Source organism: Bosea sp. PAMC 26642 (assembly GCF_001562255.1).
Taxonomy (GTDB): Bacteria; Pseudomonadota; Alphaproteobacteria; order Rhizobiales; family Beijerinckiaceae; genus Allobosea.
Window position 1 is genome coordinate 3613620 of record NZ_CP014301.1, and the last position, 25177, is coordinate 3638796.

Below are 25177 nucleotides of genomic sequence, written 5' to 3' on the forward strand. Positions count from 1 at the left end.
TCGCAGATTGCGCCAGCGCGCCGGCCTGCGCTGTCAAACAGGCCAGCGCGGCCAAATTATGGGATGATGATGACGTCAGGCTCGGACGCGCCCGATCTCTGGGTCTTCGGCTACGGCTCGCTGATCTGGCGGCCGGGATTTCCCTTCGAGGAGAGCGTCGGAGCCAGGCTGCACGGCTATCATCGTGCGCTCTGCGTCTTCTCGCATGTCCATCGCGGCACGCCAGAACGGCCCGGCCTCGTGCTCGGCCTCGACCGTGGCGGCATCTGCCGCGGCCTCGCCTTCCGCGTCGCGGCCGTCAACGCCGACGAAACGATCGCCTATCTGCGCGCCCGCGAGCAGGCGACCTCGGTCTATCTCGAACGCAACCTGCAGGTCCGTCTCGAAGACGGAAGGCAGGTCGCGGCGCTGGTCTACGTCGCCGACCGGCGCCATCTGCAATATGCCGGACGTCTGCCGCCCGAAACCGTGCTCGACCTCGTCCGCCACGGGCGCGGCAGTTCAGGCGAGAACCCGGACTATGTGCTGCGCACGCAGGAGCATCTGCGCAAGATGGGTATTTTCGATCCCGTCCTGGCCGAACTGGCACAAAAGCTGGCGCCAGGCTTGGGCGAACCGCACCCGCATCTGTGAGAGCCACATTTCGTTTCACACAAACGCGCCGTCATTCCGGACGAGCCGCGCAGCGGAGCCGATCCGGAATCCATCATAGAGCACCGTTGCGTCTTACGATGAAGTCCGGATCGCCGCCTCGCCGCGCCCGGAATGAGGGCGCTTGAATGGAATCAGCGCGATTGCCACAAACGCTCAGACCTCCGGCATCAGGTCCAGCAGCGCGGCCCGCCGGCTGATGCCGTCCTCGGCCAATAGATGCACATGGATTTCGCAGGCGCCGGCCTGCCTGACCGCACCGCGCCAGCGCGTCAGCGCCGCCTCGACGCCGAAGGGGCCGCTGTCGCGCGCGGCGATGATCGTCCGGTCGGGCGCCACCGCCAGCAGCACCGCGTCCGTGAAGCCGAGCGCGTGGTCGTCTCCCGCCGCGAAGATGGAGGCGACGTAGCGCCGGCCCGAGCGCCCGCGCCAGGCGGTGAAGCGTCGCTCGGACAACAAGCCCGCCGTGCTGCGCAGCGGCATCTCGCGCGCCATCGGAACGGTGGGTTCATCGAAGACGAGTTCGCTTTGGTCGGCACGATCCTGATAGGCGAGAGCAGCCATGTCGTTCCTCCTTTGTTCAGAACAAAATGAGAACGAACATGACCCCTGTCAAGCCGATTCAGGCCTTTACGGTCGGGGCTCCTGCCGCGTCGTGTCAGCAGGTTCTGCCAGCGGATCGAGCCCGAGCAGCGCAAGTTCCACCCGCCCCTGTGTCAAAAGGCGGTCGCTGGCCGTCTCGATCTGCTCCTCCAGTATTTTCTGGAAAGCAGCCTTGCCCAGACCCGGCGCGATCGCCGGCAGGAACTCAAGGCGGATCGTGCCCGGACGGCGCAGGAACTTCCGGCGCGGCCAGTACAGGCCGGAGTTCAACGCCACCGGCACGCAGGGCACACCGAGTTCGCCATAGATATGGGCGACGCCGAACTTGTAGGACCGCGGCGCACCGGGCGCCGTGCGTGTCCCCTCCGGAAAGATCAGGAGCTGGCGGCCCTTCTGGCCGACCTCGACCTTGGCCCGGCGCGTGACCTGGGACAGCGCCCGCGCGCGGCCGCCGCGATCGACCGGGATCATCCCCAGCTTGATCAGGCACCAGCCGAAGAACGGAACCCAGGTCAGTTCGCGCTTCAGGATGAAGACCGGCTCGGGAAACAGCGCCACCAGAACGAAGGTTTCCCAGGAGGACTGGTGCTTGGAAGCGATCATCACGCCACCGGTCGGGACGTGTTCCCTGCCCTTGATCTCACAACTGATCCCGGCCACCACCCGCATCAGCCAAAGCGTGCTGCGCGACCAGCCGCGCGTCACCACCAGCAGGTATCGCCGCGGCAGCAGCAGCGCCGGAAACGCGGCAAACACCAGCCATAGAGCGAGGTTCAGATAGAACAGGATGTTGAAGAGGAGCGAGCGCAGGATCAGCATGGCGGGCAAAGAGCGCGCCGCGCCCGCGCCGTCAAGCGCGAGCCGCACCCAAAATCCGCTTCAGGCGTCGTTCGGGCTGCCGGCGGCGGGCGCCCGCGAGCGCTTGGCATTGTCGGGACCCATGGTCTCGGCGGGCTTCGGCGAGACCGGCTTGCGCCCCCCGATGATGATCGACAGCCGCGACGTCTCAGGGTCGCTTTCGACCAGGCCGCGCAGGCGGGCCGCGGCATATTTCAGGTATTCGGGAACAAGGACCTTGATGGTGCGCCATTCGTTCCACCAGACGGCGGTATCGATCTGATCGCTCACGACCGGATGCGGCACGATGCGGACGCCGGGCATCGCATGGGCGAATTCGGCGGCGGTTCGCGGCATGTGATAGTTCGAGGTCACCAGCAGCAGCGATCCGAACTTGTGCTTGCGCGCCCAGCGGCGCGCCTCGATCGCGTTGCCGATGGTATTGCGAGCCCGATAGTCGAGATCGACGCAGCAGGCCATCAGTTCGCGCGCCGAGGGGTTGAGTTTGGCCAGTTCATCGCGCCCGGTCTTCTCGTTGACGCCGCTGATCAGCAGGCGCGAGCCGCGATCGGCACCGAGCAGGCTGATCGCATCGCCGACCCGCTGTGACCCACCGGTCACGACGACGATCGCATCGGTGCGCGGCACCGCCACAGGCTCGCGCAGGACGAGCCCTCCGGCGAAGCGCACATAGCCGAGCAGGACCACAGTGCCCGTCACCAGCGTCAGGGCGAGTGCGATCCGCCTGCCCCATCGCAGCCAGGACGAGAGCGGCCGCACGCCTCCGTCCCGGGCCGGAGTCCCGGCTCTCGCGATCGCCAGATGTTCGTTTCCTGCGCCGATCATGACCATGACTTGTCTAGATTACCTGAGCAATCGGGCGCAATGGCGGCAAAACCGGCCGTTTCGCGTCCGAAATCTCAAGCCAGCATCCTCAGATAGTGCCGCACGGTAAACCGCGACACGAGTCCCGCGATCGCAGCGACGACCAACGCCACGAGAATGACAGCGGCATAGCCGGCCCAGCCGATCTCGAAGGCCCCGAACAGCGCCTGCAATTGTTCTGCCTCCGGCGCCGCGCCCCAACTCGAGGCGATCCATCCGACGAGCGCGATGACGACGATCGCCGCCATGCCACCCGCCGCCCCGCCCCTGAGTCCAAGACGTACGAAGCGGCTCTGGAATTCGCGCGCGATGAAGGCATCGTCGGCGCCGACGAGGTGCAGCACCTCGACGCTGTCGCGGCTGCCGGCCATCGCCCCGCGCGTCGCGAAGGCGACCGCCAGCGCAGCGGCCGTCAATACGAGCAGCACGATCGCGACGCCGGCCGTGATGATCGTGCGCGCCATGGTCGAGAGCCGCCGGACCCAGAGCCGGTGATCGTCGAGGCTGGCGCCGGGGAGCTCCCGCCGCAGCGCCGCGCTGAAGGCTGCGAGATCGGGAGCGACACCGGATTTCAGCTTGAGTACGATCAGCCGCGGGATCGGCAGCTCGACGAGATCGAGGCCGGCCCCCAGCCAAGGCTCCAGCAGACGATCCGACTCGGCCTTGAGGACGGCGCGGGCCTCAGCGATGCTGTCGATGCCCTGCGCCATCGCAACGGCCCGCGCGACATCCGCCTCGATGTTGCGGCGGGTATCGGGGCGGATCTGGATCGTCATCTCGTTGGCGACGGCGCCGCGCCATTGCTCCGAGGCCCGAGCCGCCAGCACGGCGGCACCCGCGCTCAGGGCCGCGAGGAAGGTCAAGATCGCGATCACCGCCATCAGCGCCCGCCCGGCCACCGAATCGATCGGCACCAGCGGCTGGTCGCGGCTGAGATGGGCCGGCAGGCCGCGCTCCTCGTTGTCGAATTCGAGCTCCGGCTCGTCGGTTTCGCCGTCATGCATCGACATGCAGATGCCCGTCGACGAGAACCAGGCGCGGCGCGTCGTAGAGTTCCATCAGCGCCAGGTCATGGGTCGCGATCACCACCGCGGTCCCCAGCGACTGCAGTTCCATAAACAGCCGCAGCAAACGCCTGCCGAGGCCGGGATCGACATTGCCCGTCGGCTCGTCGGCGAGCAGCAGCTCCGGCCGGCCGATCAGTGCCCGCGCGATCGCCGCCCGCTGCTTCTCACCGCCAGAGAGCACGGGCGGCACGGCGTGCATGCGCTCGCCCAGCCCGACCCAGCGCAGCAGCTCGACGACCTCGGCGCGATAGCTCGCCTCCTCCTTGCCGAGGACGCGCAGCGGCAGCGCGACGTTCTCGTAAAGGGTGAGGTGGTCGAGCAACCGGAAATCCTGGAAGACCACCCCCATGCGGCGGCGAAAAGCGGTCAGCGTATCGGCGTCGAGCCGCGCGACGTCCTGTCCGAACAGATTGACGAGGCCGCGTGTCGGCTTGAGCGCCATCAGCACAAGCCGGATCAGGGTCGTCTTGCCGGCGCCGGACGGGCCGGTGAGATACTGGAACGAGCGCGGCTCGATGCTGAAGTTGATGTCCTTCAGCACCTCCGGACCCATGCCATATCGCAGACCGACATTCTCGAACCGAACCACTCCCCGTCCCTTCAAACCGAACCCACGAAGCCGCGTCGATGCTACACCTTACGCCGGCCGTTGCGGAAAGCCGGCGACGTCATCGCGACCATGAGGCACAGTGTCTTCACGAGACGTTAACCATGACTGCCGCCAAGTGGCGCGTGCGGCCGGGACAGGCCGCGCGAAAGCTTGATCCGCAGCCGCGCGCCCGACAGGCTTGCCGCCTGGATGCGCAAAGGAGCCAGCCCTCCCCGCCATGCTGATCGTCTGTCCATCCTGCGCCAGCCGATACGAGCTCGAGGCGTCCAAACTGGGGCAGGCCGGGCGTACGGTCCGCTGCGCCAAATGCGACACGCGCTGGCATGTCGAGCCGCTGGAGTTCCCGCCACCTCCGAGCGCCGAGGAGACACAGGCGCTCCTGAGCGAGGAACTGCAGCAGGCCGCGTCCATCAACGATGAGGTTTCGGCGGTCGCCAGCGAGATGCAGGGCATCGAGGCTCCCGAACCTGACCAAGCGCCGCTCCCCATCCGCAAACGTTCTGCGGGAAAGAAGGATCGCTCCGGCACAGCCAAACCGCGGGGGATGAGCGGCCGCGGGATCGCCGCTCCCGCGGCCGTGACGGCGCTGGGCCTGGCGGTCTTTGGCGGCCTCGTCTGGCAGCGCGACCTGGCCGTGCGGGCGGCCCCGCAGCTCGCATCCGTGTTCCAGCGCCTGGGACTGTCCGTCAATGTCCGCGGACTGAGCCTGACCGCGATCGAAAGCGGGCTCGTCCAGGATGCCCAGGGCCGCTTCCTCGTCGTCGAAGGCGATGTCACCAACATCGCCAGGAATCCCACGGCGATGCCGCCGATCGAGGTCGCGGTGAAGGATGCCGGCGGCCAGACGCTTTACACCTGGACGACCGATCCGCCGCGACCGAGCCTCGACCCTTCGGAACTCGTCCGCTTCCGCGCCCGCCTTGCCTCGCCGCCGGAGAACGGGCAATCGGTCCAGGTCCGCTTCACCTCGGCCAAGCCGACCGGTATAGCCGGCAGCCACTGATCGCTGAGCGCTTCGCCTTGCCCCGTCGTCCGACGGACGACATGATCGCGCGAAGCCGGCTCGGATCGATTCGAGACCGAAACAACGTGGCTGACCGGCCAAGCCCGAAAGGAAACCCGAGACCATGTCCGAGCCCCGGCGCATCAGGGTGCTTTACGACGAAGCCACCATCGCGAGGCGCAACGAGGAGATGGCTCGCGCCATTGCGCTCGACTCGCCCGGCGATCTGCTCGTCGTCGCGGTGCTGAAGGGCAGCTTCATGTTCGTCGCCGACCTGATCCGTGCCATGCACCGCGCCGGCATGGAACCGCAGGTCGAGTTCGTGCACCTGTCGAGCTACCGCAGTGCCACGATCTCGTCAGGCCAGGTCGAGATCCTGCGCGACGTCCAGAGCGATGTGCGCGGTCGGCAGGTGCTGCTCGTCGACGACATCCTCGAATCCGGCCGCACGCTCGCCTTCGCCAAGGATCTGCTCGCGGCGCGCGGCGCAGCTAGCGTCAAGACCGCGGTGCTGCTGGAAAAGCCCGGCAAACGGGCCGTCAACGTCCAGGCCAATCATGTCGGCTTCGCCTGCCCGGATTACTTCGTCGTCGGCTACGGCATGGACGTCGCCCATGCCTATCGGCAATTGCCTTTCGTCGGCGTCATCGAGACAGCCGACCAGGCCGGCCTGCCGGGGATCTGAGCCATGTCGCGGATTCTCGTGGTCGATGATGAGGAGCCGCTGCGCACGCTCGTTGCGCGCGGGCTCGGCATGGACGGCCACACCTGCCTCACCGCAGCCGACGGCGCCGAGGCGCTGGATATCTTGGTCACGGAGAACGGCCGCTTCGATCTGCTGCTGACCGATATCCGGATGCCGCTGATGGACGGTATCGCGCTGGCACTCGCTGCCAAGCAGGCCTTCCCCGATCTGCCGATCATCCTGATGACCGGCTACGCCGAGCAGCGCGAGAGGGCCCGGAGCCTCGAAGCGATCGTCTCCGAGGTGATGACCAAGCCCTTCACCATCGCCGATCTGCGCGCGACGGTGCTCGATGTGATCGAGCGCTCCATCGGCTGAAGTCCGGGGTCTGCTTCGGTCGCGCCGCATCCGTCATCGCGACCGCAGCAGAGCGACCATCCGTTTTTATTGCAATCGATTTGCAAAAGCATTGACGCCAACCGCCCGACCTGCAATCCTGCTCTTGCGAACGAATTGCAGTAAGGACCGGATATGACGACCGAGGTGGCAACGGAACCCAAGCAGGCGAGCTGGACCCGTCAGCGCGGCGAGCCGTCGCTGCTCGACGTCTTCCGCTCGATCCCGGTCGCGGCGAGCAACACGCCCTGGCGCAAGTTCCTCACCTTCGTCGGACCGGGCTATCTCGTCGCGGTCGGCTATATGGATCCGGGCAACTGGGCGACCTCGCTCGCTGGCGGTGCGCAGTTCGGCTACACGCTGCTCGTCGTCGCGCTCGTCTCCAACATCATGGCGATCATCCTGCAGTCGCTCTGTGCGCGGCTTGCGATCGCCACCGGGCGCGACCTCGCTCAGGCCTGCCGCGATGCCTATCCGCGCTGGGCGTCATGGCCGCTCTGGCTCCTGGCCGAACTCGCCATCTGCGCGACCGACCTCGCCGAGGTCATCGGCACCGCCATCGGCCTGAACCTGCTCTTCGGTATTCCGCTGGAAATCGGCGTGATGATCACGGCGCTCGACGTTTTCGTCATCCTGTGGCTGCAGACCAAGGGCTTCCGCAAGATCGAGGCCTTCATCATCACGCTGACCGGCGTGATCGCGCTATGCTTCGCCATCCAGATTGCGCTCGCCAGCCCGGATTGGGGCCAGGTCATCCGCGGCTTCGCCCCGACGACCGACATCGTCACCAATCCCAACATGCTGTTCATCGCGCTCGGCATCATCGGCGCGACCGTGATGCCGCATAACCTCTATCTGCACTCCGGCATCGTCCAGACGAGGGCTTATGGAGAGAGCGTTCCCGAGAAGCGCGAGGCGCTGAAATACGCCACGATCGACTCGACCGTCGCGCTGATGTTCGCGCTGACGATCAATGCCGCGATCCTGATCCTGGCGGCCGCCACGTTCCACAAGACCGGCCAGACCGACGTCGCCGAACTTGGCCGCGCCCACGAACTGCTCGCGCCGCTGCTCGGCGCCTCGATCGCCCCGTCGCTCTTCGCCATCGCCCTGCTCTGCTGCGGCCTGAACTCGACGGTCACCGCGACCATGGCCGGGCAGATCGTCATGGAAGGCTTCATCGACCTGAAGCTGGCGGCCTGGCTGCGCCGGCTGGTGACGCGGCTCGTCGCGATCATCCCCGCCATCGTGGTCACGCTGATCTATGGCGAGAGCCAGACCGGCAAGCTGCTGATCCTGTCGCAGGTGATCCTCAGCTTCCAGCTGCCCTTCGCGATCGTCCCGCTGGTGATGTTCACTGCCTCGCGCGGCAAGATGGGAGCGCTCGTCGCCCCGCGCTGGCTCACCATATCGGCCGCAATCATCGCCGCGATCATCATCGCGCTGAACGCCAAGCTGCTCTACGACACCGCCTTCGGCTGAGGCGGAGCGGCGCCTGAAATCGTTTGAGAAGCCGCTGGAGTGAGCAGGCTGGCGTGGTTTTCGAGAACCGGAGCGGAGCGGACTTATCGTCCGTGAGCACCGGAAGCACAGAAAGCCGCGTCAGACGGCCGCTCCGGCGGGTTCGCAAATGATTTCAGCGGTTGAGCCACCAGATCGAGATGTTCAGCAGCGTCGCGAAGCTGACCCAGGCGACATAAGGCCATTGCAGGTCCCCGGCCAGCCGGTCGAGCGGTCGGAATACGACGATCATCAGCAGGATCATCGCCAACAAGGGCACGATCACGGCGACCCCGCCAAGGGGGCTGTTGAGCCCGAAGAAGACGCATGACCATGCGACGTTCAGTACGAGCTGCGCATGATAGATGACGAGCGCCCGGCCCTTCCCGGGAGTCGCAGCCGGCAGCCGCAGGATGCGAAAGGCACCATAGACCATCAGCGCGAACAGCGTCGTCCAGACCGGCGCGAACAACCAGTTCGGCGGGTTGAAGAACGGCTTGACCAGCGTCGGATACCAGGTCGGAATCTGCGGGACCGTGACCGCACTTCCGATCAGCGAGGCCGCGACGACCGGGACCACGGCGATCAGGGCATCGACCCAGAACGGCCTTGGCGCGGGACCTGCAGGGACTTGTGGCGTGTTCATGCCGGCCAGATGGGGCGTGTCTGCGTTTCAGGCAAGGCAGCACCCTTGCCTATCCGCACATGTCTGCGCCAGATGGCCATTCCAGTCCCTCATGGAACCAGTTCGGACAAACCATGCCCCAGCGCCCGTTTCACCCCCGCTCTCTCGCCGCGCAGGCCATGGGCAAGATCGATCCGCTGACCAGGGGCGTGGTCACGCCGATTCATATCGCCACGACCTATATCCGCGACGAGGACAACGGCTATTCCTCGGGGTTCGTCTATGGGCGCCCCGACAACGAGACCGTGCGCGAGGCCGAAAGCGTGCTGACCATGCTGGAGCAGGCCAAGGCCGGCTCGCTGCTGTTCGGCTCCGGCATGGCGGCGGCCACAGCCGTCTTCCAGGCGCTGTCGCCGGGCGACCACGTCGTCGCGTCCAAGGTGATGTACTGGGCGCTGCGCTCCTGGCTTCTCACCGAGGCGACGCGCTGGGGCCTGGTCATCGACTTCGTCGAGACCGATGACCTGACCGCGCTCAAGGCCGCCGTGAAGCCTGGCGTGACCAAACTGGTCTGGGTCGAGACGCCCTCGAACCCGCTCTGGACGATCACCGACATCGCGGGCGCTGCCGAAATCGCCCACGCCGCCGGCGCCAAGCTGGCGGTCGATTCGACCTGCGCCTCGCCGGTCCACACCCGTCCGCTGACGCTGGGCGCCGACATCGTCATGCATGCCGCCACCAAGATCCTGAACGGCCATTCCGACGTCGTCGCCGGCGCGCTCTGTGCCCGCGAGGACGACGAGTTCTGGAACCGCATCAAGACCGTCCGGAAGATGCAGGGCGGAATTCTCGGCCCGTTCGAGGCCTATCTGCTGATGCGCGGGATGCGCACGCTCCATCTCAGGCAGGAGCGCCAGAGCGCCTCTGCGATGACGCTGGCCCAAAAACTATCGGCGCATCCGCTGGTGGCGCGCGTGCTCTATCCCGGCCTGCCGCAGCATCCCGGCCACGACATCGCCGCCCGCCAGATGGAAGGCGGCTTCGGCTTCATGCTCTCGGTCCAGGTCACCGGCGGCGAAGTGGCGGCAGTAAAGGCCGCCGCCCATGTCGAACTCTACAAGCGCGCGACCTCGCTCGGCGGTGTCGAGAGCCTGATCGAGCACCGCGCCTCGATCGAGGGCGCCGGCTCGCCCTGCCCACCAGACCTGCTGCGGCTCTCGACCGGCATCGAGGCGGTCGACGACCTCTACGACGATCTCGACCAGGCGCTGAAGGCGGGACACGGCTGAGCATCCGGCAGCGCAATCCCGTCATTGCGAGCGCAGCGAAGCAATCCAGAGGGTTGCGCGAGACCCCTGGATTGCTTCGCTGCGCTCGCAATGACATCTGGGTAGCCTCACACCCAGATCGTCTTCGCCGTCGCCAGCAACCGCGTGCGCTCGGCCAGCCCGTTGCGCCCGCCATTGATCAGCTTCGTCACGGCAGCGATATCGTCTGCATCGGCTGCCGTATCGCACCCGCGCTCGCGCCAATAGGCAAAGGCTACGGCAAGCGAAATCGCCGGCTCCTTCGCTCGCTCCGGCTCGGCTTCCAGATCGACGCCGATCAGGGCGCCGTAGCGGCGATAGTTGAACCGGCCGGTGAGCTGGAAGATGCCACGGCCATGGAAGCGCACGCCATCGCCGGCCTGGGTATTGCCGAGATCGCGCCGACCCTCGTAGCGGGCGAAATAGGCCGTGCCGCCATATTCCACCATCGTGCGGAAACGGTCGGTCTCATGGGCGGCCTGGGCCAGGAAATGGCAGAGGCGCAGCCAGGTGGAGACGCCGTGCTCGCCCGCCAGTCTGTCGAAATCGGCGGCAATGCCGCTGACGATCGCCGGCCTGCCCATGGGGGCGAGCCGCAGCAATCGCTCCGCCGTGACCGCGAGGGCGGCCGGTGGCGTTGTCGCTGGGACTGCGGCTGATCCGGCTCCTCGCAGCGACATGAACGGCCTCCCTGTAAAAGGAAGCCATCATCGCAGCGGGCGGGAGTACCGGGGATAAGCGCTCGAGTTCGTCCCTCGCGAACGGAGAGGGCTCAGCCCTCGACGGCTGTGTACTGCGTCTCGATCGAGGAGGCATGGGCCTCGTGGTCGAAGCCGTAGATATGAATCGAGATGGCCTCAATCGAGCCGAGATTGCGCATACGATGGATGTTGGGGCCCGAGGGCGACATGCAGGCGACATAGCCGGCCTGGCGCTCCTGCTCCTCGGTCGCTATGGCGCGGGTCGCATCGATGGCCCGGTACCAGGTCTCGGTAACGGTGCCCGCGACGACGCCGAAGCAGCACGAACAATGATGATCATGGATGCAGGTGGTCGCGCCTTCCGCCCAGACGATTGCCCAGACGCTGACCGCATCGTTGCCGGCGAGAAGGTTGCGTGTATAGCCGCCCGGCTTGCGTTCGAGGGGCAGGCGCTCGACGAGGTCCGGCAGGGCGACGAGCTCGCGCAGGACATTGCGTGCGGCAGCGAGATAATCGCGCGAGAGCGTGCCTTCATCCGTCCGCAGGCTGCGCAGCACCGCCCCGCGCCGCTCTTCGTTCAAAACCCCGTGCATACCGCTCTCCCGCGCGATCCGATCTGCGCCAAGCATAGCAAACCGGCAGGAAACAGGTTTGCGATCTTGCGAAGATATCCGCGCCAGGCGAAATCCATTGCCAAGTTGCAGGAAGAAGTTAGAAAATTCTCGCGCTCCTATGCTTGTGGGCGATCATCTTGTTCCGAATCTCGCTGGAGGTGCCATGGCTGGATTAGACGCCTTCGACCTTCGCATCCTGGCGCGGCTCCAGGAGGATGCGAGCCTGCCTCTGGCCCAACTCGCGGAAGCGGTCGGGCTATCGGCGACGCCGTGCTGGCGGCGCGTGCAGAAGCTGGAAGCGGCGGGCTATATCCGCAAGCGGGTCGCGCTGCTCGACCGTGCCAAGCTCCAGGCCGGCGTCACCGTCTTCATCGCCGTCAAGACGGCGCGGCATTCGATGGAATGGCTGGAGCGCTTCCACGCCGCCGTGCACGACCTTCCGGAAATCGTCGATTTCTACCGGATGAGCGGCGAGATCGACTACCTGCTGAAGGCCTGCGTCTCCGACATCGCGGCCTATGACGCGCTCTACAAGAAGCTGATCTCGCGGATCGATCTCAATGACGTGACCTCGATGTTTGCGATGGAGGAATTGAAGTCCACCACCGCGATCCCGCTGGGGTTCGCAGAGCAGGGAACCTGACGCCCAGCCCGGCCGGTCGGCAGCCTCTTTGGGAGCCGTCACAACACTGAGACAGCCCAGGGCTACCGCTGCGCGCCACGTCGCAGGAGTAACGAACATGGCCAGCCCATTCCAGCAAACCAGCCGCCGCGCCCTCTTGCTCGGACTCGGAACCGTCGCGCTGGCGGCACCGGCTCTCGCGCGCTCCCTGCCGGTATTGCCGGCCTCGAACGCCGGAACCGATGCGAGCTACTGGAACGCCGTGCGCGGCCTCTACAGCGTCACGCCCGACATGGTGAACCTCGAGAACGGCTATTGGGGCATCATGGCCGAGCCGGTGAAGGCCGAATACAAGCGGCTGACCGATGTCGTGAACTTCGAGAACACGGTTTATGCCCGCACCAGGATCGGCGCCGATCTCGATGCCGTGCGCACCCCGCTCGCCGCCTTCCTCGGCGTGGCCAGGGAGGAGATCGCGCTGTCGCGCGGGGCGACGGAAGCGCTTCAGGCGCTGATCTCCGGCTACAACAAGCTGAAAGCCGGCGACAGCGTACTCTACGCCGATCTCGACTACGACTCGATGCAGTACGCCATGAACTGGCTCAAGGATCGGCGCGGCGTCGATGTCGTGAAGTTCGACATCCCCGAGCCCGCGACGCGCCAGAACGTGCTGGATGCCTATGACGCGGCGCTGAAGGCGAACCCGAAGACGAAGCTCCTCCTGCTCACCCATATCAGCCACCGCACCGGGCTGATGATGCCGGTGAAGGAGATCGCTGCCATGGCCAGGGCTCGCGGCGCCGATGTCATCCTCGATGCCGCCCATAGCTGGGGCCAGGTCGATTTCCAGGCCAAGAATCTGGGCGTCGATTTCATCGGCTTCAACCTGCACAAATGGATCGGCGCGCCGCTCGGCGTCGGCATGATCTACATCGCCAAAGACCGCCTCAGCGACATCGATCCCTATATGGCCGACGAGGATTTCAAGGCCGACGACATCCGCTCGCGCCTGCATACCGGTACGCCGAACTTCGCCGCCCAACTCGCGGTGCCCGCCGCGCTCGCGCTGCATCAGGAGATCGGCCCGCAGGCCAAGGAGGCGCGCTACCGCCATCTGCGCAATTACTGGGTCGCCAAGGCGCGCGAACTAAAGGGCGTCGAGATCCAGACCCCCGACGATCCGTCGATGGTCGCCGGCATCACCTCCTTCGCGCTCACCGGCAAGCGCTCGGCCGCCGACACCAACGCGATCGTCGCGAGCTTACGCGACCAGCACAAGGTCATGACCGTGCGCCGCGGCGGCGTCGCCAAAGGCAACACGATCCGCATCTCGCCGGCGCCCTATCTGACGGAAGCCGATTTCGATCGCTTCATCGCGGCGCTGGCGGTGGTCTCGGGCAACCGCGCGGGGTGAGGCGGACGTCAGCCGCCGAGATCGAAGGGGGCTGACAACCTCAAAAGATCGGCGGCGGCGCGCAGTCGCCGATCGCGCGTCCAGAGCCGAGCGTCGGCAAGTCGAGCCGACGCCAGAAGATGCACATCGACGTAGCCGATGCCGAGACCATAGAGTTTTTTGCCCTCGATCAGCGCCAAGACTTCCTCATGCGTGGCGACTGCCGCCTGTGGGAAACTCTCCAGCAGCCCGATCATGGCAGCGCGGCGGGCTATCGAGCCGAGCGCCACTTCCGCGACGACAAACGGGTGCATGAGCACTCGCCGATCGGACAGAAGTTGCTCAAGGCGTGGCTCGCGACGGCGCAGGTGGTCGATCCAGACCGAGGCATCAAGCAGGATCACGCTGCGGGCAGACGCCTGCGCGGTGCGGCTGTCGCGTCGGGATCGGTGCCGCCGAGTTTGATAGCGCGCTTCATCGCTTCGCGCTGGACCAGGGCTGTCAGCGCTTCGCGCAGCAATGCCGAGCGCTCAGTGATCCCCGTGTAGAACTGCGCCTGTTCGACGAGCTTGTCGTCCAGTGTCACGGTCGTGCGCATCCGGATGCCTCCTCTTGAAGCACCAGATATAGCATCACATGATGCAGATATCCATGACCTTGTGTCTTGGCCTTACGCCTTCGCGACTTTCTGGTAGTCCTTGATGTCGGAGAAGGTGACCTCCGGTGACCGTTCCGCGTCGTATTTCAGCGTGAACTGGCTGGACGCCATGAAGACCGGGTCGCCGTCGAGATCGTCGGCCATCGAAGACGGCTTCAGCCCGACGAACTTCTGCAGAGCGAGCTTGTCGTCGCTGGAAACCCAGCGCGCGATCGCGAACTGGCAGGGCTCGAAATCGACGGGCAGCGAATACTCCGCCTCCATCCGCTCCTTGAGCACATCGAGCTGCAGCGCGCCGACGACGCCGACGATCGCCGGCGCGCCGTCATGGGGCAGGAAGATTTGGACGACGCCCTCCTCGGCCATCTGCTGCAGGGCCTCGCGCAGCTTCTTGGCCTTCATCGCGTCCTTCAGTTTGACGCGGCGCAGGATCTCCGGCGCGAAGCTCGGCACGCCCTTGAAGACGATGTCCTCGCCCTCGGTCAGCGTGTCGCCGATGCGTAAGGTTCCGTGGTTGGGCAGGCCGACGATATCGCCGGCATAGGCCTCCTCGGCGATCGAGCGATCACGGGCGAAGAAGAACTGCGGCGCGTTCAGCGGCATCGGCTTGCCGGTGCGCACCAGTTTCGCCTTCATGCCGCGCGAGAGCTTGCCTGAACAGACGCGCATGAAGGCGATGCGGTCGCGGTGATTGGGGTCCATGTTCGCCTGGATCTTGAAGACGAAGCCGGTCATTTTCGGTTCGCCGGACTCGATCGTGCGCTTGTCGGCGACCTGCGCGCGCGGGCTGGGCGCGAGTGCCCCCAGCGCGTCGATCAGGTCGCGCACGCCGTAATCGCGCAGCGCAGCGCCGAAATAGAGCGGCGTCAGGTGGCCCTCGCGAAAGGATTCCAGATCGAAGGGCTTCAACCCCTCGCTGGCAAGGAAGACCTCCTCGCGCCAAGTTTCGGCCGCGCCATGGGGCAGCAATTCGTCGAAGAGCTTGTCGTCCGGACCGGAGACGGCGAGATCCTGCGCGCTCTCGTCGCCCTTCTGGTTGCGCCGGAAGGTGTTGGCCTTGAGGTCGTAGGTGCCGACGAATTCGCGTCCGCGCCCGACCGGCCAGGTCATCGGCGCGACGTCGAGCGCCAGGGTGGTCTCGATCTCGTTGACGAGGTCGAACAGGTCGCGCGTCTCGCGATCGACCTTGTTGATGAAAGTGACGATCGGAATATCGCGCAGGCGGCAGACCTCGAACAGCTTCTTGGTGCGCGCCTCGATACCCTTGGCCGCGTCGATGACCATCACGGCCGAGTCGACCGCCGTCAGGGTGCGATAGGTGTCTTCCGAGAAGTCCTCGTGGCCCGGCGTATCCAACAGGTTGAAGACGTGCCCGCCATACTCGAAGGTCATCACCGAGGTCACGACCGAGATGCCGCGCTGGCGCTCGATCTTCATCCAGTCGGACGAGGTCTGGCGCCGGCCTGCCTTGGCGCGGACCTCGCCTGCGAGCTGGATCGCACCGCCGAAATAGAGCAGCTTTTCGGTCAGCGTGGTCTTGCCGGCGTCGGGGTGCGAGATGATGGCGAAGGTGCGCCGGCGCGCGTGCGGAGCGCCGGTCGGGGCCGCGTCGTCTGAAGTCGGATGGTCGGTCATGGCCGGTGTGAAGACAGGATGGCACGCACGAAGTCAATCGCCGCCGCCCTGACACCAGGGACCGGATCGGCCAATTCCCGCGAAACCGCGAATTAACCGGTTCCGGTCAATATACGTGCTCGAAACTGGACCTTCGGCGAAAGATGCGTTTGCGAATGTTTGGCCTCCGCAAGATTTCCAGCCAGATATTCGGCGCCTTCGCTCTGCTGACCGCCTGCATGATCCTGACGATCGGTCTGGGCGTCTACACGCTTGAGCGCTACGCGCGGACGACGGACGAGATGGCCTTCGCCTCGCGAAGGGTGCTCGCGGCCGAGCGCATGAACGGACTCGTCAATGCCGCCGTGATGGAGTCGCGCGGCATCTATATGAGCGCGGACATCAAGGCGGCCGAGCAGTTCATCGAACCGCTTCAGGGGCGGCTGGAAGAGATGCGCGTGCTGCTCGCCGAATGGCGCGCGCACAGTTGGGGCAACTCCGCCAACTTTGCCGTGGTGGCGAAGCAGATCGAGGCCTTCATCGGCTTTCGGGAGGAACTGATCCAGCTCGCCCTGCGGGCAGGCCCGATGGCGGCGCGTGCGCGCGGCGACGATGATGGCCCCCGCGCCAACAGACAGGCGCTGAACCATGCGTTGGTGGGCGTCGCCGACGTCGCCGACAAGGACAGCATGGCGATCGACCGCGAGCGCCTGGAACTGCAAGCCGAGAGCGGTTGGCAGCAGGCGCTGGGCGTGGTCGTGCTGATGTCGCTGGGCCTCGCAATGTCGCTGCTCGTAGTTCATCGGGGCGTCCTGCGGCCTCTGCGCCAGTTGTCGGGAGCGATGCGACGCCTCGCACGGGCCCAGCCGGTCGATGATGTGCCCTGGGCCATGCGGAAGGACGAGATCGGGGATATGGCGCGCGCCGTGCTCGTCTTCCGCGAGAATGCGAAGCTGCGCGAGACGATGGAGGGAGAGGCGCGCGACAGGCAGGCCGCCAGCGCCAGGCGCCACGCCCGGCTCGAACAGCTCATCGCAGATTTCGATGCGCAGGTGGACAGCACACTGGAAACGGTACGCATCAGCGCTGGAGACATGGAAACCACCGCTCACAGGCTGGCCGACATCGCTGCGCAGACCACGGGGCGCACGCGCGTCGTGCGCGGCGCGGCGCTGGATGCATCGAGCAATGTGCGCTCGGTCGCGGCCGCCTGCGACGAGCTGTCGCGCTCGATCGCGGAGATCGCGGAAAGGGTCGGCGACAGCAACGCCGTCGTCGGCAAGGCAGCAGAGGATGCGCAGGCGGCAAGCCGCAACATCGGCAACCTCTCGGATGCGGCCGGCCGGATCAGTCAGGTCGTCCAGCTCATCCGCGATATCGCGGCCCAGACCAACCTGCTGGCACTCAACGCCACTATCGAAGCGGCGCGCGCTGGCGAGGCCGGGCGCGGGTTCAGCGTCGTCGCCGGCGAAGTGAAGCTGCTTGCCCACCGGACCGCGCAAGCGACCGACGAGATCACCGCCCAGATCGCCGCCTTCGAAGGCGAGACGCAGCAGGCGGTTCTCGCGATCACCACCGTCGCAGGCGTCATGGCGGACGTCTCGCGCCATACGGTCGCGATCGCCGGAGCGACGGCACAGCAGATGGTCGCAACGTCCGAAATCGCGCAGAGCGCTCAGGCGACGGCGACAGGTACCTCCGGCGTCGCCGAGCAGATGGAGGACATGGAGGCCGCAACGGATACGACGATGACCTCGATTGACCATGTCCTGTCGACAGCCGGCACGCTTGCCCGCGAAGCCCGGACGCTGCGCAGCGGCGTCGAGGCCTTCTTCGCCGACGTGAAGGCGGCCTGAACGCCCTCAGTTCTTCAACCGGTAGCCCGTCCGGAAAATCCAGCCGACTGCCGCGATGCAGGCGAACAGGAAGAATAGCGTCATGCCCAGGCTGACCGCGACGCCGACATCGGCGATGCCATAGAAGCTCCAGCGAAAGCCGCTGATCAGGTAGACCACCGGATTGAACAGCGCGACCTTCTGCCAGAACGGCGGTAGCATGGCGATCGAATAGAACGACCCGCCAAGGAAGGCGAGTGGCGTCACGATCAGCAGCGGCACCACCTGCAGCTTCTCGAAACCGTCCGCCCAGATGCCGATGATGAACCCGAACAGGCTGAAGGTCGCTGCCGTCAGCACCAGGAACAGCAGCATCCAGAACGGATGCTCGATCCGCAGCGGCACGAACAGCATCGCCGTCGCCAGAATGATCAGCCCGAGCAGGACCGATTTCGACGCCGCCGCCCCGACATAGGCTATCACCGCCTCCCACCACGCCACCGGCGCGGAAAGCAGTTCGTAGATCGTCCCGGTAAACTTCGGGAAATAGATCGCGAAGGAGGCGTTGGCGATGCTCTGCGTCAACAGCGAGAGCATGATCAGCCCCGGCACGATGAAGGCGCCATAGGCGACACCGTCGATCGCCTGCATGCGCGACCCGATCGCCGCGCCGAAGACGACGAAGTAGAGCGAAGTCGAGATCACCGGCGAAAGGATGCTCTGCATCGGCGTCCGCCAGGTCCGTGCCATCTCGAAAAGGTAGATCGCGCGGATCGCGTGCCAGTTCATGGTCGGGACACTCATCGGCGGTCCTTCACCAGGCTGACGAAGATATCCTCGAGCGAACTCTGGCTGGTGCGCAGATCGCTGAAGCGGATGCCGGCCCCGGCCAGATCCTGCAGCAGCGCTGTGATGCCGGTGCGCTCTGCTTTGGTGTCGTAGGTGTAGACGAGTTCGGCGCGCTCCTCGGCGAGCGCCAGGTCGTAGCCACGCAGCGCCTCCGGAACCGCCTCCAGCGACTGCTGCAGCGAAAGCGTCAGCTGCTTGCGGCCGAGCTTGCGCATCAACTCGGCCTTGTCCTCGACCAGGATGATCTCACCCTTGCTGATGACGCCGATCCGATCGGCCATCTCCTCGGCCTCCTCGATGTAGTGCGTCGTCAGGATGATCGTGACACCGCTCTCCCTGAGCCGGCGAACCATTTGCCACATGTCCTTGCGCAGCTCGACATCGACGCCCGCCGTCGGCTCGTCGAGGAACAGGATCTGCGGCTCGTGCGACAAGGCCTTGGCGATCAGGACACGCCGCTTCATGCCGCCAGACAGCATGCGGATCTGCGTGTCGCGCTTGTCGAGGAGCGAAAGATCCTTGAGCACCTGCTCGATCACCGCGGGATTCCTGGGCTTGCCGAACAGGCCGCGGCTGAAGCTGACGGTGCTCCAGACCGTCTCGAACGCGTCGGTGGTCAGTTCCTGCGGCACGAGCCCGATCTTGGCACGCGCCGCCCGGTAGTCGGTGACGATGTCGTGGCCATCCGCCAGCACGGTGCCGGTACTCGGATTCACCAGCCCGCAGATGATGCTGATCAGCGTCGTCTTGCCGGCGCCGTTGGGCCCTAGCAGTGCGAAGATTTCGCCACGCCTGATTTCCAGGTCGACGGTCTTCAGCGCCTGGAAGCCGGAGGCGTAGGTCTTCGAGAGATTTGAAACGGAGATGATCGGGGACATGGGCGCCATATAGGACTGTTGGCTCGACGATGCGATGACGCATCCATGCGCGGGGCGCGTGTCGGAACAAGCGCAGGCGCCCGTCAGCGAACGTCAGCAATCAGACATGAAAATGGCCGGGAGGACCCGGCCATGATCGACGTTCCGATATCGACGTGCTCAGCGCATGAAGAACCAGAGCAGGATGATGAGCGGGATCGGCACGCCGAGCAGCCACAAAGCAATTGAACGCATTGGAAAAACCCCGATTTGGACGATGATGCGGGGGCAACGCCGTGTCGCCTTAAAAAGTTCCGGCGCCCTGCGGAGCCCCCGCAGCCTCCTCGACGCTCGGGTGCCAAAGCGGATTGTAGCCGCTTCGCAATGCTGCGAGGCTCGTGGGCGGGGTCAGAACAGAAACGACGCCGTCGGGCCGAGGCTGACGCGAAACATAGCCCGCAGGCGACCAGACGAACGCCGCGTCTCCTCTGAGAGCCAGCCAGGTGTCCGGCGCGGACTCGATCATCGCCCCATCCGGCAGATCGCGCGCAGCCAGGCGATGCAGGCGTTTGACCCGTCCGTTGCGGCGCTCGCCGTCGAGTATCCGGTCGATCTCCGGAAAGAGCGGTGTTTCGCGCCGGCCTAGCCCCGCCACGAGGGCCGCGCGATAGGCGAGCGCGTCGGTGCGACGGCACTCCATGCAGGGCCTGTGCCCTGCCGCCAGTGCGGTGACCTCGTCGCAAAAGAACAGCTCCGTATAGCCGCTGCCCCAGATCGACTGGCGCCGCCGGCCCTTGAAAGCGAGCACACAGCAAAGCCATTGCCGGCCGGCATGAATCCGTGACGGTAAGGCCCGCGTCGCCGGGTCGTGAAACCGTCCGCCGCGATTGCCGAACAACAGGCCGCGCGCGGCGTACGCCGCCAGCGTGCCGTCCGGACGGACGCGGTTGGGCAGGGTCATAGCGGGATTATTGACAGGGGCCGAAGATGGCGACGTCGTCGACCAGCCGCATCCTGCCGTTCGCGCTCGCAATCTGGACCGGTCCGCGAACGATGATTGCGGCACCCTGGCGCGTCGTAACCCAGACGCGCCCGTGCTGCGGCTGCCGATAGGTACAGGTCTCGCCCTGGCAACCACCGAAAGCGACATCGGTCAGGATATAGGGCTCCGTCAGATACTCGATGACGAGTTGTCCTTGGTTGAACTGGATTTTGCCGGTCGCGCTACACAGGCGGCGCCCGAGCATACCGCCGGGCCTTCCCCCAGCCAGGCTGCCCGTCTCCTGCACGTCGATCGTGACATCACGCGGTCGCGCCGCCTGTGGCCGCCGTTCCTGCGGGCGCTCGCCCTGCGGCGGCTGTTCCTGCTGGCGCGCCTGTTCAGAAGGACGCACTACCTCCTGGGGGCGCACCCTCGTGGTCCGGATCGCATATGTCTTGGACCTCGTGGCATCCGGCTGGTCGGGATCGGGCGTCGTCAGGACGAAGCTGATGGAGCCGGGCCGGATGCGGACATTGCGCGGATTTTCGCCGCCGACATCCGCGGCCTTGCGCAGAAACCGGAAGTCGCGCTCCGTCCCCGTGAACATCAGGATATCGAGCCTGACGCTGTCGCCATCACCGTCCTCAGCGTAGACGAAGGCAACGGCGTCATCCCGCCCATCGCCGTCGAAATCCCCGTAGAAGACAGGCGACGGCAGGAGATTTTGCACGGCAGAGGCGCCAAGATAACTCTCAATCGATCGCTTGGCGGGGCCATTCAGAATCTGTGCCAGCGCCGGCCCTGAACTCGCGCCGAGCGCGAGAAACGTCAGAATCATCAACGCCATGCGCATGAGGCGGCGCGTTGTCCTGTGGCAAGACTTCATCGCCACCTCCGTTCTTCTGGCGCTCCCCATACGTCATGAGATTGATCGCCTCAAGCATTATGGTTAACGCCAGTTCAACGGATTGGTTGTGGAGCTGGTTCCCAGGCGGGCTCAAACCTCCTTGAAGCCGTAATCCGGGATTCCCTGCTCGTTGCCGTAATATTTGTACGGCAGAAACTTGCCGGACATGGCGATCTTGACTCGGTCGCCCTTCGGGTTCGGCTCGCGCTCGAACTCGATGTTGAAGTCGATCGCGGACATGATGCCGTCGCCGAATTCCTCCTCGATCAGTGCTTTCCAGGCCGGTCCGTTGACCATCACCATCTCGTAGAAGCGGTAGATCAGCGGATCGGTCGGTGGCATCGGCGTGCCGGTGCCGCGATAAGGCACCTCGTTGAGCATCCGCTTCTCGGTTTCGCTCAGGCCGAACAAGGTCGCAGCCCTTTCCGCCAGCGGCTTGACCAGCTTCATCTGGCCAAGCAGAGCGCCGACGATCAGCACCTCGGACATGCCGCCGATGTTATCGGTGATGTATTTCCAGCTCCAATCCTTCTCGCGCTTGATGTCCAGAATCTTCTCGGTGAGTTCTTCGCGCTTCACGTCATGCTCCCTGGAAAGTTTGAGTTGCTGGCACCACGGCTCAGACGCAAAAAACGGTCCGCGGCACTCAAGCCGGGCGACGACGGGCCCCGGATCAGCAAGGCGCTGGCCGGCTTGGCCAACCCCGCAAATGCGGAATATCCTCAAGTCACGCGGTCGCTCCGGATTTTCCCGGACCCCGTCAGCATCCCCTTAACGTTACGGCGAGGTAAGGCCCGGCAAGTAAGGCATTTGAAGTAGTCTGCGCGTCATTCAGGGCTCACGACGACGAAAGATGGGCGCCGCGACTGATGAATGCCTATATTCCCCTGATTCTGTTCACGGTGCTCACCAACGCAGCGGCACAACTGATGCTGAAGCGCGGCATGACAGGGGTCGGCACTCTCGACGTTGGCGGCGATGGACTGATCTCGACGGTCTTCCGGGTCGTCTTCAACCCCTTCGTCTTCGCTGGCCTATGCACCTTCGTGATCAGCATGGCCTCGCATCTGATCGTGCTGTCGAAGGTCCAGATCAGCTACGCCTATCCGTTTCTGAGCCTCGCTTATGTCGTGGTCGCGGCCTACGCCTATTTCGTCTTCCAGGAGGATCTCGGCCCTGCCCGCATCGCGGGCATCGGGCTGATCATGCTGGGCACCATTTTCATCGCGCAAAGCTGAGGGAAACATCATGGACCTGATCGCACGCCTTTTCCTGCGCCTCGGCGTCCTGCTGGAGCAGCCGCGCTTGCGTCCCATTCCCGTTCCGGTGCGCGACACACATCCCCGGCAGCCCGGCGCTCCGCGCTGACGATTGTCTTGAACGAAACGGCATTCAGAGCATGAAGCACATCATCATCGGCGGCGACGGCTTCGTCGGCTCGCATCTCGCGGCCGATCTCTCCGCCATGGGCGAGGAGGTGCTGGTCGCCGACATCGCCAAGAGCAACCACGCGCACTACGCCAGGGTGCCGTTCCAGCGCATCGACGTCACCAGCGCAGACAGCGTCGCCGCGATCCCGCTGGCGCAGGACGACCTCGTCTACAATCTCTCGGCCAAGATGCTGAGCCCGATCGTGACGCGGAAGGAGCGTCACGATTTCTTCTGGCCGGTGAACTACCACGGCACGCAGAACATCCTGAGCTGGATGGAGAAAGCGGGTGCCAACAAGCTCGTCCATTTCACCACGGACATGATCTACGGCCACTCCGTCACCGTGCCGCAGGACGAGACCCACCCGGCCAAGCCGCTGGGCGAATATGGCGAGAGCAAGCTCGCCACCGAGACGCTGGCACAGACCTACCGCGAAAAAGGCTTCCAGATCCCGATCTTCCGGCCGCGCCTGATCATCGGGCCGGGCCGTCTCGGCATCCTGGTGAAGCTGTTCAAGCTGATAGACCTGAATCTGCCGGTACCGATGATCGGATCCGGCAAGAACCCCTACCAGTTCATCTCCGTCTTCGACTGCGCCAGCGCCTGCGTGGCGGCCTGGAAGGCGGACTTCCCCAACAGCGCCTACAACCTCGGCTCCGACGATCCGCCGCCAGTGAAGAAACTCCTCGGAGACCTGATCAGGCATGCCGGCTCGAAGTCGCTCCTGCTGCCGACGCCGGCCGCGCTGGTCAAGCTGACCCTGAACGCGCTCGACGCCATCAATCTGCCGATCATGGACCCCGAACAGTACATGATTGCCGACGAGATCTGCATCCTCGACACTTCGCGCGCCAAGCGCGAGCTCGGCTGGAGCCCGAAGCACCGCGACGAGGATATGCTGCTCGCCGCCTACAACGAATACCGCAAGGGCCTCGATGCCCAGAACCAGGCCCAGAGGAGTCTCGCCGCATGACTATGCCCGCCTTCAGAAACGAGGACGTGCCGGTGCGCCCGACGCTCTACAGCGTCGAGCAGGCGAAGCAGCTCGACGTGAACACTGTGAAGGATCTCTTCACCGCCCACATCAATCCGGGCCAGGTACATTTTCTCAAGCTGCTCGGTTTCGACAAGATCCTCATCGATCGCGCCGAGGGGATGCACTACATCACCCGGGACGGCCGCAAGATCCTCGATTTCTTCGGCGGCTTCTGCTCGGTCGCCTTCGGCCACAACCATCCGCGCATCGTAGCAGTGCGCAAGCAATTCCAGGACGAGAACCGCCATGAAATCTGCATGGCCTTCATGTCGCAATACGCCTCGGCGCTGGCGGCGAATCTTGCCGCGATCTCGCCGGGCGATCTCGACATGGTCTTCCTCGGCTCGACCGGCTCGGAAGCGATGGAGGCGGCGCTGAAGGTCGCCGAGCAGGCGCAAGGGCCGGCGCGCTCGAAAATCCTGCACGCCGCGAACTCCTTCCACGGCAAGACCAAGGGCGTGCTCTCGGTCACCGATTCCACCCTCTACCAGTCTCATTTCAAACTGGTCGAGAACCGGGTCAAGGTGCCTTTCGGCGACATCGAGGCCGTCCGGCAGGCGCTCGAAAGCGACAGGTCGATCGGCATCGTCGTGATGGAGACGATCCAGGGCGGCGGCGGCATCGTCGAGGCGCCGCTCGGCTTCTGGCGCGAATTGCGCGCGCTCTGCGACAAGCACGACGTACTCTGGGTCGCCGACGAGGTGCAGTGCGGTCTCGGTCGCACCGGTCAGTTCTTCGCCTTCGAGCGCGACGGTGTGGTGCCAGACGTGACCGCGCTCGCCAAGGCGCTCGGCGGCTCCAAAGCTGCGATGGGCGCGATGATCGCCCGCCGCGAAATCTACATGAAGGCCTATGGCAAGCCCAAGACCGCGCTGATCCATGCCCAGGCGACGTTCGGCGGCATGGGCGAAGCCTGCGTCTCGGCGATCGAGGCGTTGAACGTCCTCTATGACGAAGACCTCATGGGCAATGCCCAGCGCCAGGGCGACTATCTGATCGCGCGACTGAACGAACTGCGCGTCAAGTATCCGAGCCTGCTGAAGGAGATTCGCGGTCGGGGCCTGATGATCGGCGTCGAGTTCAACGACATCAGCGAAACCATGCCCTTCGGCGTCAGGCATATGGTCGCCCTGCTCGACGACAAGCTCAAGGGCTCGCTCTGCGGCTTCATCGGCGCACTGCTGCTGAAGGACTACGACGTGCTCGTCGCCTTCACCGAATACAATCGCAACGTCATCCGTCTCGAGCCGCCGCTGATCGCGACACGCGAGGACTGCGACACCTTCATCGACGCCTTCGACGACCTTCTCGGGCGCGGCATCACCCGGATCGTCACGGATTATCTGCGAAAGGTGGCGGTCGCGAAGGCCTGATATCTGTCCGACATATCGTAAGAGAAGGCCGGCTTCGCCGGCCTTCTTCGTTTACGCGGCAACGATGCTTCGACATTTAAGCCTCAAGGCATGGCAGCCAGTCATTCCGGCATTTGCCGTAGCGTCCGCTCCCGCC

General features: G+C 65.2%; 28 protein-coding genes. 12 read left to right on the top strand and 16 right to left on the bottom strand.

Features of this window, described 5'->3' with window-relative positions; all coding sequences use genetic code 11:
• The first annotated feature begins 69 nt into the window (after window positions 1–69).
• Window positions 70–633, top strand: a complete 564-nt coding sequence (locus tag AXW83_RS17360) for a gamma-glutamylcyclotransferase (RefSeq protein ID WP_066620676.1) — start codon at window positions 70–72, stop codon at window positions 631–633.
• Window positions 634–807: 174 nt separating this feature from the next.
• Here the strand turns inward: AXW83_RS17360 and AXW83_RS17365 are convergent, their stop codons facing one another.
• The 5 genes from AXW83_RS17365 to AXW83_RS17385 all read right to left on the bottom strand — a co-directional run bounded on the left by AXW83_RS17365 (window position 808) and on the right by AXW83_RS17385 (window position 4596).
• A complete protein-coding gene (locus AXW83_RS17365; RefSeq protein ID WP_082767202.1) occupies window positions 808–1215 on the bottom strand; it encodes a hypothetical protein in 408 nt (135 codons plus the stop codon).
• 66 nt (window positions 1216–1281) lie between these two features.
• Window positions 1282–2121, bottom strand: a complete 840-nt coding sequence (locus tag AXW83_RS17370) for a lysophospholipid acyltransferase family protein (protein WP_335339322.1) — start codon at window positions 2119–2121, stop codon at window positions 1282–1284.
• A gap of 12 nt (window positions 2122–2133) precedes the next feature.
• Window positions 2134–2937: a YdcF family protein gene (locus AXW83_RS17375; RefSeq protein ID WP_082767518.1), complete on the bottom strand. Its 804-nt coding sequence runs from the start codon at window positions 2935–2937 to the stop codon at window positions 2134–2136.
• Window positions 2938–3011: 74 nt separating this feature from the next.
• A complete protein-coding gene (locus AXW83_RS17380) occupies window positions 3012–3986 on the bottom strand; it encodes a cell division protein FtsX (protein WP_335339323.1) in 975 nt (324 codons plus the stop codon).
• Complete coding sequence (locus tag AXW83_RS17385) at window positions 3973–4596, bottom strand: cell division ATP-binding protein FtsE (RefSeq protein WP_236841967.1); 624 nt, start codon at window positions 4594–4596, stop codon at window positions 3973–3975. The genes AXW83_RS17380 and AXW83_RS17385 overlap by 14 nt, the downstream gene beginning before the upstream one ends.
• 274 nt (window positions 4597–4870) lie before the next feature.
• Here AXW83_RS17385 and AXW83_RS17390 point away from each other — a divergent pair, with 274 nt between their 5' ends.
• The 4 genes from AXW83_RS17390 to AXW83_RS17405 all read left to right on the top strand — a co-directional run bounded on the left by AXW83_RS17390 (window position 4871) and on the right by AXW83_RS17405 (window position 8219).
• Complete coding sequence (locus AXW83_RS17390; protein ID WP_066615455.1) at window positions 4871–5656, top strand: DUF3426 domain-containing protein; 786 nt, start codon at window positions 4871–4873, stop codon at window positions 5654–5656.
• A gap of 124 nt (window positions 5657–5780) precedes the next feature.
• The gene (gene hpt / locus AXW83_RS17395; protein ID WP_066615457.1) at window positions 5781–6341 is read left to right on the top strand and encodes a hypoxanthine phosphoribosyltransferase; all 561 of its coding nucleotides are present in this window, start codon (window positions 5781–5783) and stop codon (window positions 6339–6341) included.
• A 3-nt stretch (window positions 6342–6344) separates the two neighbouring features.
• Window positions 6345–6719, top strand: coding sequence for a response regulator (locus AXW83_RS17400; protein ID WP_066615459.1), 375 nt, complete (start codon window positions 6345–6347; stop codon window positions 6717–6719).
• Between the two features lie 153 nt (window positions 6720–6872).
• Window positions 6873–8219, top strand: a complete 1347-nt coding sequence (locus AXW83_RS17405; RefSeq protein WP_066615460.1) for an Nramp family divalent metal transporter — start codon at window positions 6873–6875, stop codon at window positions 8217–8219.
• 154 nt (window positions 8220–8373) lie between these two features.
• On the opposite strand, the gene AXW83_RS17410 is transcribed toward AXW83_RS17405, so the two are convergent.
• On the bottom strand, window positions 8374–8883 hold the full coding sequence (locus AXW83_RS17410) for a TspO/MBR family protein (protein WP_066615461.1): 510 nt from the start codon (window positions 8881–8883) through the stop codon (window positions 8374–8376).
• Window positions 8884–8996: 113 nt separating this feature from the next.
• Between AXW83_RS17410 and AXW83_RS17415 the strand changes: the two genes are divergently transcribed.
• Window positions 8997–10151 (top strand): trans-sulfuration enzyme family protein, encoded by a 1155-nt coding sequence (locus AXW83_RS17415; protein WP_066615463.1) that lies wholly within the window; start codon window positions 8997–8999, stop codon window positions 10149–10151.
• A gap of 107 nt (window positions 10152–10258) precedes the next feature.
• On the opposite strand, the gene AXW83_RS17420 is transcribed toward AXW83_RS17415, so the two are convergent.
• Together AXW83_RS17420 and AXW83_RS17425 are read right to left on the bottom strand one after the other, a co-directional pair.
• On the bottom strand, window positions 10259–10849 hold the full coding sequence (locus AXW83_RS17420) for a glycoside hydrolase family 19 protein (RefSeq protein WP_082767204.1): 591 nt from the start codon (window positions 10847–10849) through the stop codon (window positions 10259–10261).
• 92 nt (window positions 10850–10941) lie between these two features.
• The gene (locus AXW83_RS17425) at window positions 10942–11463 is read right to left on the bottom strand and encodes a cysteine dioxygenase (RefSeq protein ID WP_066615465.1); all 522 of its coding nucleotides are present in this window, start codon (window positions 11461–11463) and stop codon (window positions 10942–10944) included.
• 184 nt (window positions 11464–11647) lie between these two features.
• Here AXW83_RS17425 and AXW83_RS17430 point away from each other — a divergent pair, with 184 nt between their 5' ends.
• Window positions 11648–12127, top strand: a complete 480-nt coding sequence (locus AXW83_RS17430; protein ID WP_066620695.1) for an Lrp/AsnC family transcriptional regulator — start codon at window positions 11648–11650, stop codon at window positions 12125–12127.
• Between the two features lie 97 nt (window positions 12128–12224).
• Window positions 12225–13520, top strand: a complete 1296-nt coding sequence (locus AXW83_RS17435; protein WP_066615467.1) for an aminotransferase class V-fold PLP-dependent enzyme — start codon at window positions 12225–12227, stop codon at window positions 13518–13520.
• A gap of 8 nt (window positions 13521–13528) precedes the next feature.
• Here the strand turns inward: AXW83_RS17435 and AXW83_RS17440 are convergent, their stop codons facing one another.
• From AXW83_RS17440 to AXW83_RS17450, 3 genes are all read right to left on the bottom strand, one after another.
• Window positions 13529–13903, bottom strand: a complete 375-nt coding sequence (locus AXW83_RS17440) for a type II toxin-antitoxin system VapC family toxin (protein ID WP_066615469.1) — start codon at window positions 13901–13903, stop codon at window positions 13529–13531.
• On the bottom strand, window positions 13900–14097 hold the full coding sequence (locus AXW83_RS17445; RefSeq protein ID WP_066615471.1) for a type II toxin-antitoxin system VapB family antitoxin: 198 nt from the start codon (window positions 14095–14097) through the stop codon (window positions 13900–13902). Before AXW83_RS17445 ends, AXW83_RS17440 begins: the two co-directional genes overlap by 4 nt.
• Before the next feature lie 72 nt (window positions 14098–14169).
• Window positions 14170–15792, bottom strand: a complete 1623-nt coding sequence (locus tag AXW83_RS17450; protein ID WP_066615473.1) for a peptide chain release factor 3 — start codon at window positions 15790–15792, stop codon at window positions 14170–14172.
• Window positions 15793–15947: 155 nt separating this feature from the next.
• Between AXW83_RS17450 and AXW83_RS28115 the strand changes: the two genes are divergently transcribed.
• Entirely contained in the window at window positions 15948–17627 is a 1680-nt protein-coding gene (locus tag AXW83_RS28115; RefSeq protein WP_066615475.1) for a methyl-accepting chemotaxis protein, read from the top strand.
• 6 nt (window positions 17628–17633) lie between these two features.
• Here AXW83_RS28115 and AXW83_RS17460 read toward each other — a convergent pair whose 3' ends face one another.
• The 5 genes from AXW83_RS17460 to cynS all read right to left on the bottom strand — a co-directional run bounded on the left by AXW83_RS17460 (window position 17634) and on the right by cynS (window position 21780).
• Window positions 17634–18395 carry an ABC transporter permease gene (locus tag AXW83_RS17460; RefSeq protein WP_066620702.1) on the bottom strand — a complete coding sequence of 254 codons (762 nt, stop codon included), beginning with the start codon at window positions 18393–18395 and terminating at the stop codon, window positions 17634–17636.
• An 11-nt stretch (window positions 18396–18406) separates the two neighbouring features.
• Window positions 18407–19333, bottom strand: coding sequence for an ABC transporter ATP-binding protein (locus AXW83_RS17465; protein WP_066620704.1), 927 nt, complete (start codon window positions 19331–19333; stop codon window positions 18407–18409).
• Between the two features lie 283 nt (window positions 19334–19616).
• Window positions 19617–20273, bottom strand: coding sequence for a hypothetical protein (locus AXW83_RS17470; RefSeq protein ID WP_066615476.1), 657 nt, complete (start codon window positions 20271–20273; stop codon window positions 19617–19619).
• 7 nt (window positions 20274–20280) lie between these two features.
• A complete protein-coding gene (locus tag AXW83_RS17475) occupies window positions 20281–21132 on the bottom strand; it encodes a hypothetical protein (protein ID WP_156640155.1) in 852 nt (283 codons plus the stop codon).
• Window positions 21133–21291: 159 nt separating this feature from the next.
• Window positions 21292–21780 carry a cyanase gene (gene cynS, locus AXW83_RS17480; RefSeq protein WP_066615481.1) on the bottom strand — a complete coding sequence of 163 codons (489 nt, stop codon included), beginning with the start codon at window positions 21778–21780 and terminating at the stop codon, window positions 21292–21294.
• A gap of 290 nt (window positions 21781–22070) precedes the next feature.
• Between cynS and AXW83_RS17485 the strand changes: the two genes are divergently transcribed.
• The 3 genes from AXW83_RS17485 to AXW83_RS17495 all read left to right on the top strand — a co-directional run bounded on the left by AXW83_RS17485 (window position 22071) and on the right by AXW83_RS17495 (window position 25041).
• Entirely contained in the window at window positions 22071–22439 is a 369-nt protein-coding gene (locus AXW83_RS17485) for a DMT family transporter (RefSeq protein ID WP_066615483.1), read from the top strand.
• Window positions 22440–22600: 161 nt separating this feature from the next.
• The gene (locus AXW83_RS17490; protein ID WP_066615485.1) at window positions 22601–23605 is read left to right on the top strand and encodes an NAD-dependent epimerase/dehydratase family protein; all 1005 of its coding nucleotides are present in this window, start codon (window positions 22601–22603) and stop codon (window positions 23603–23605) included.
• On the top strand, window positions 23602–25041 hold the full coding sequence (locus AXW83_RS17495; protein ID WP_066615487.1) for an aspartate aminotransferase family protein: 1440 nt from the start codon (window positions 23602–23604) through the stop codon (window positions 25039–25041). Before AXW83_RS17490 ends, AXW83_RS17495 begins: the two co-directional genes overlap by 4 nt.
• The last annotated feature ends 136 nt before the right edge of the window (window positions 25042–25177 follow it).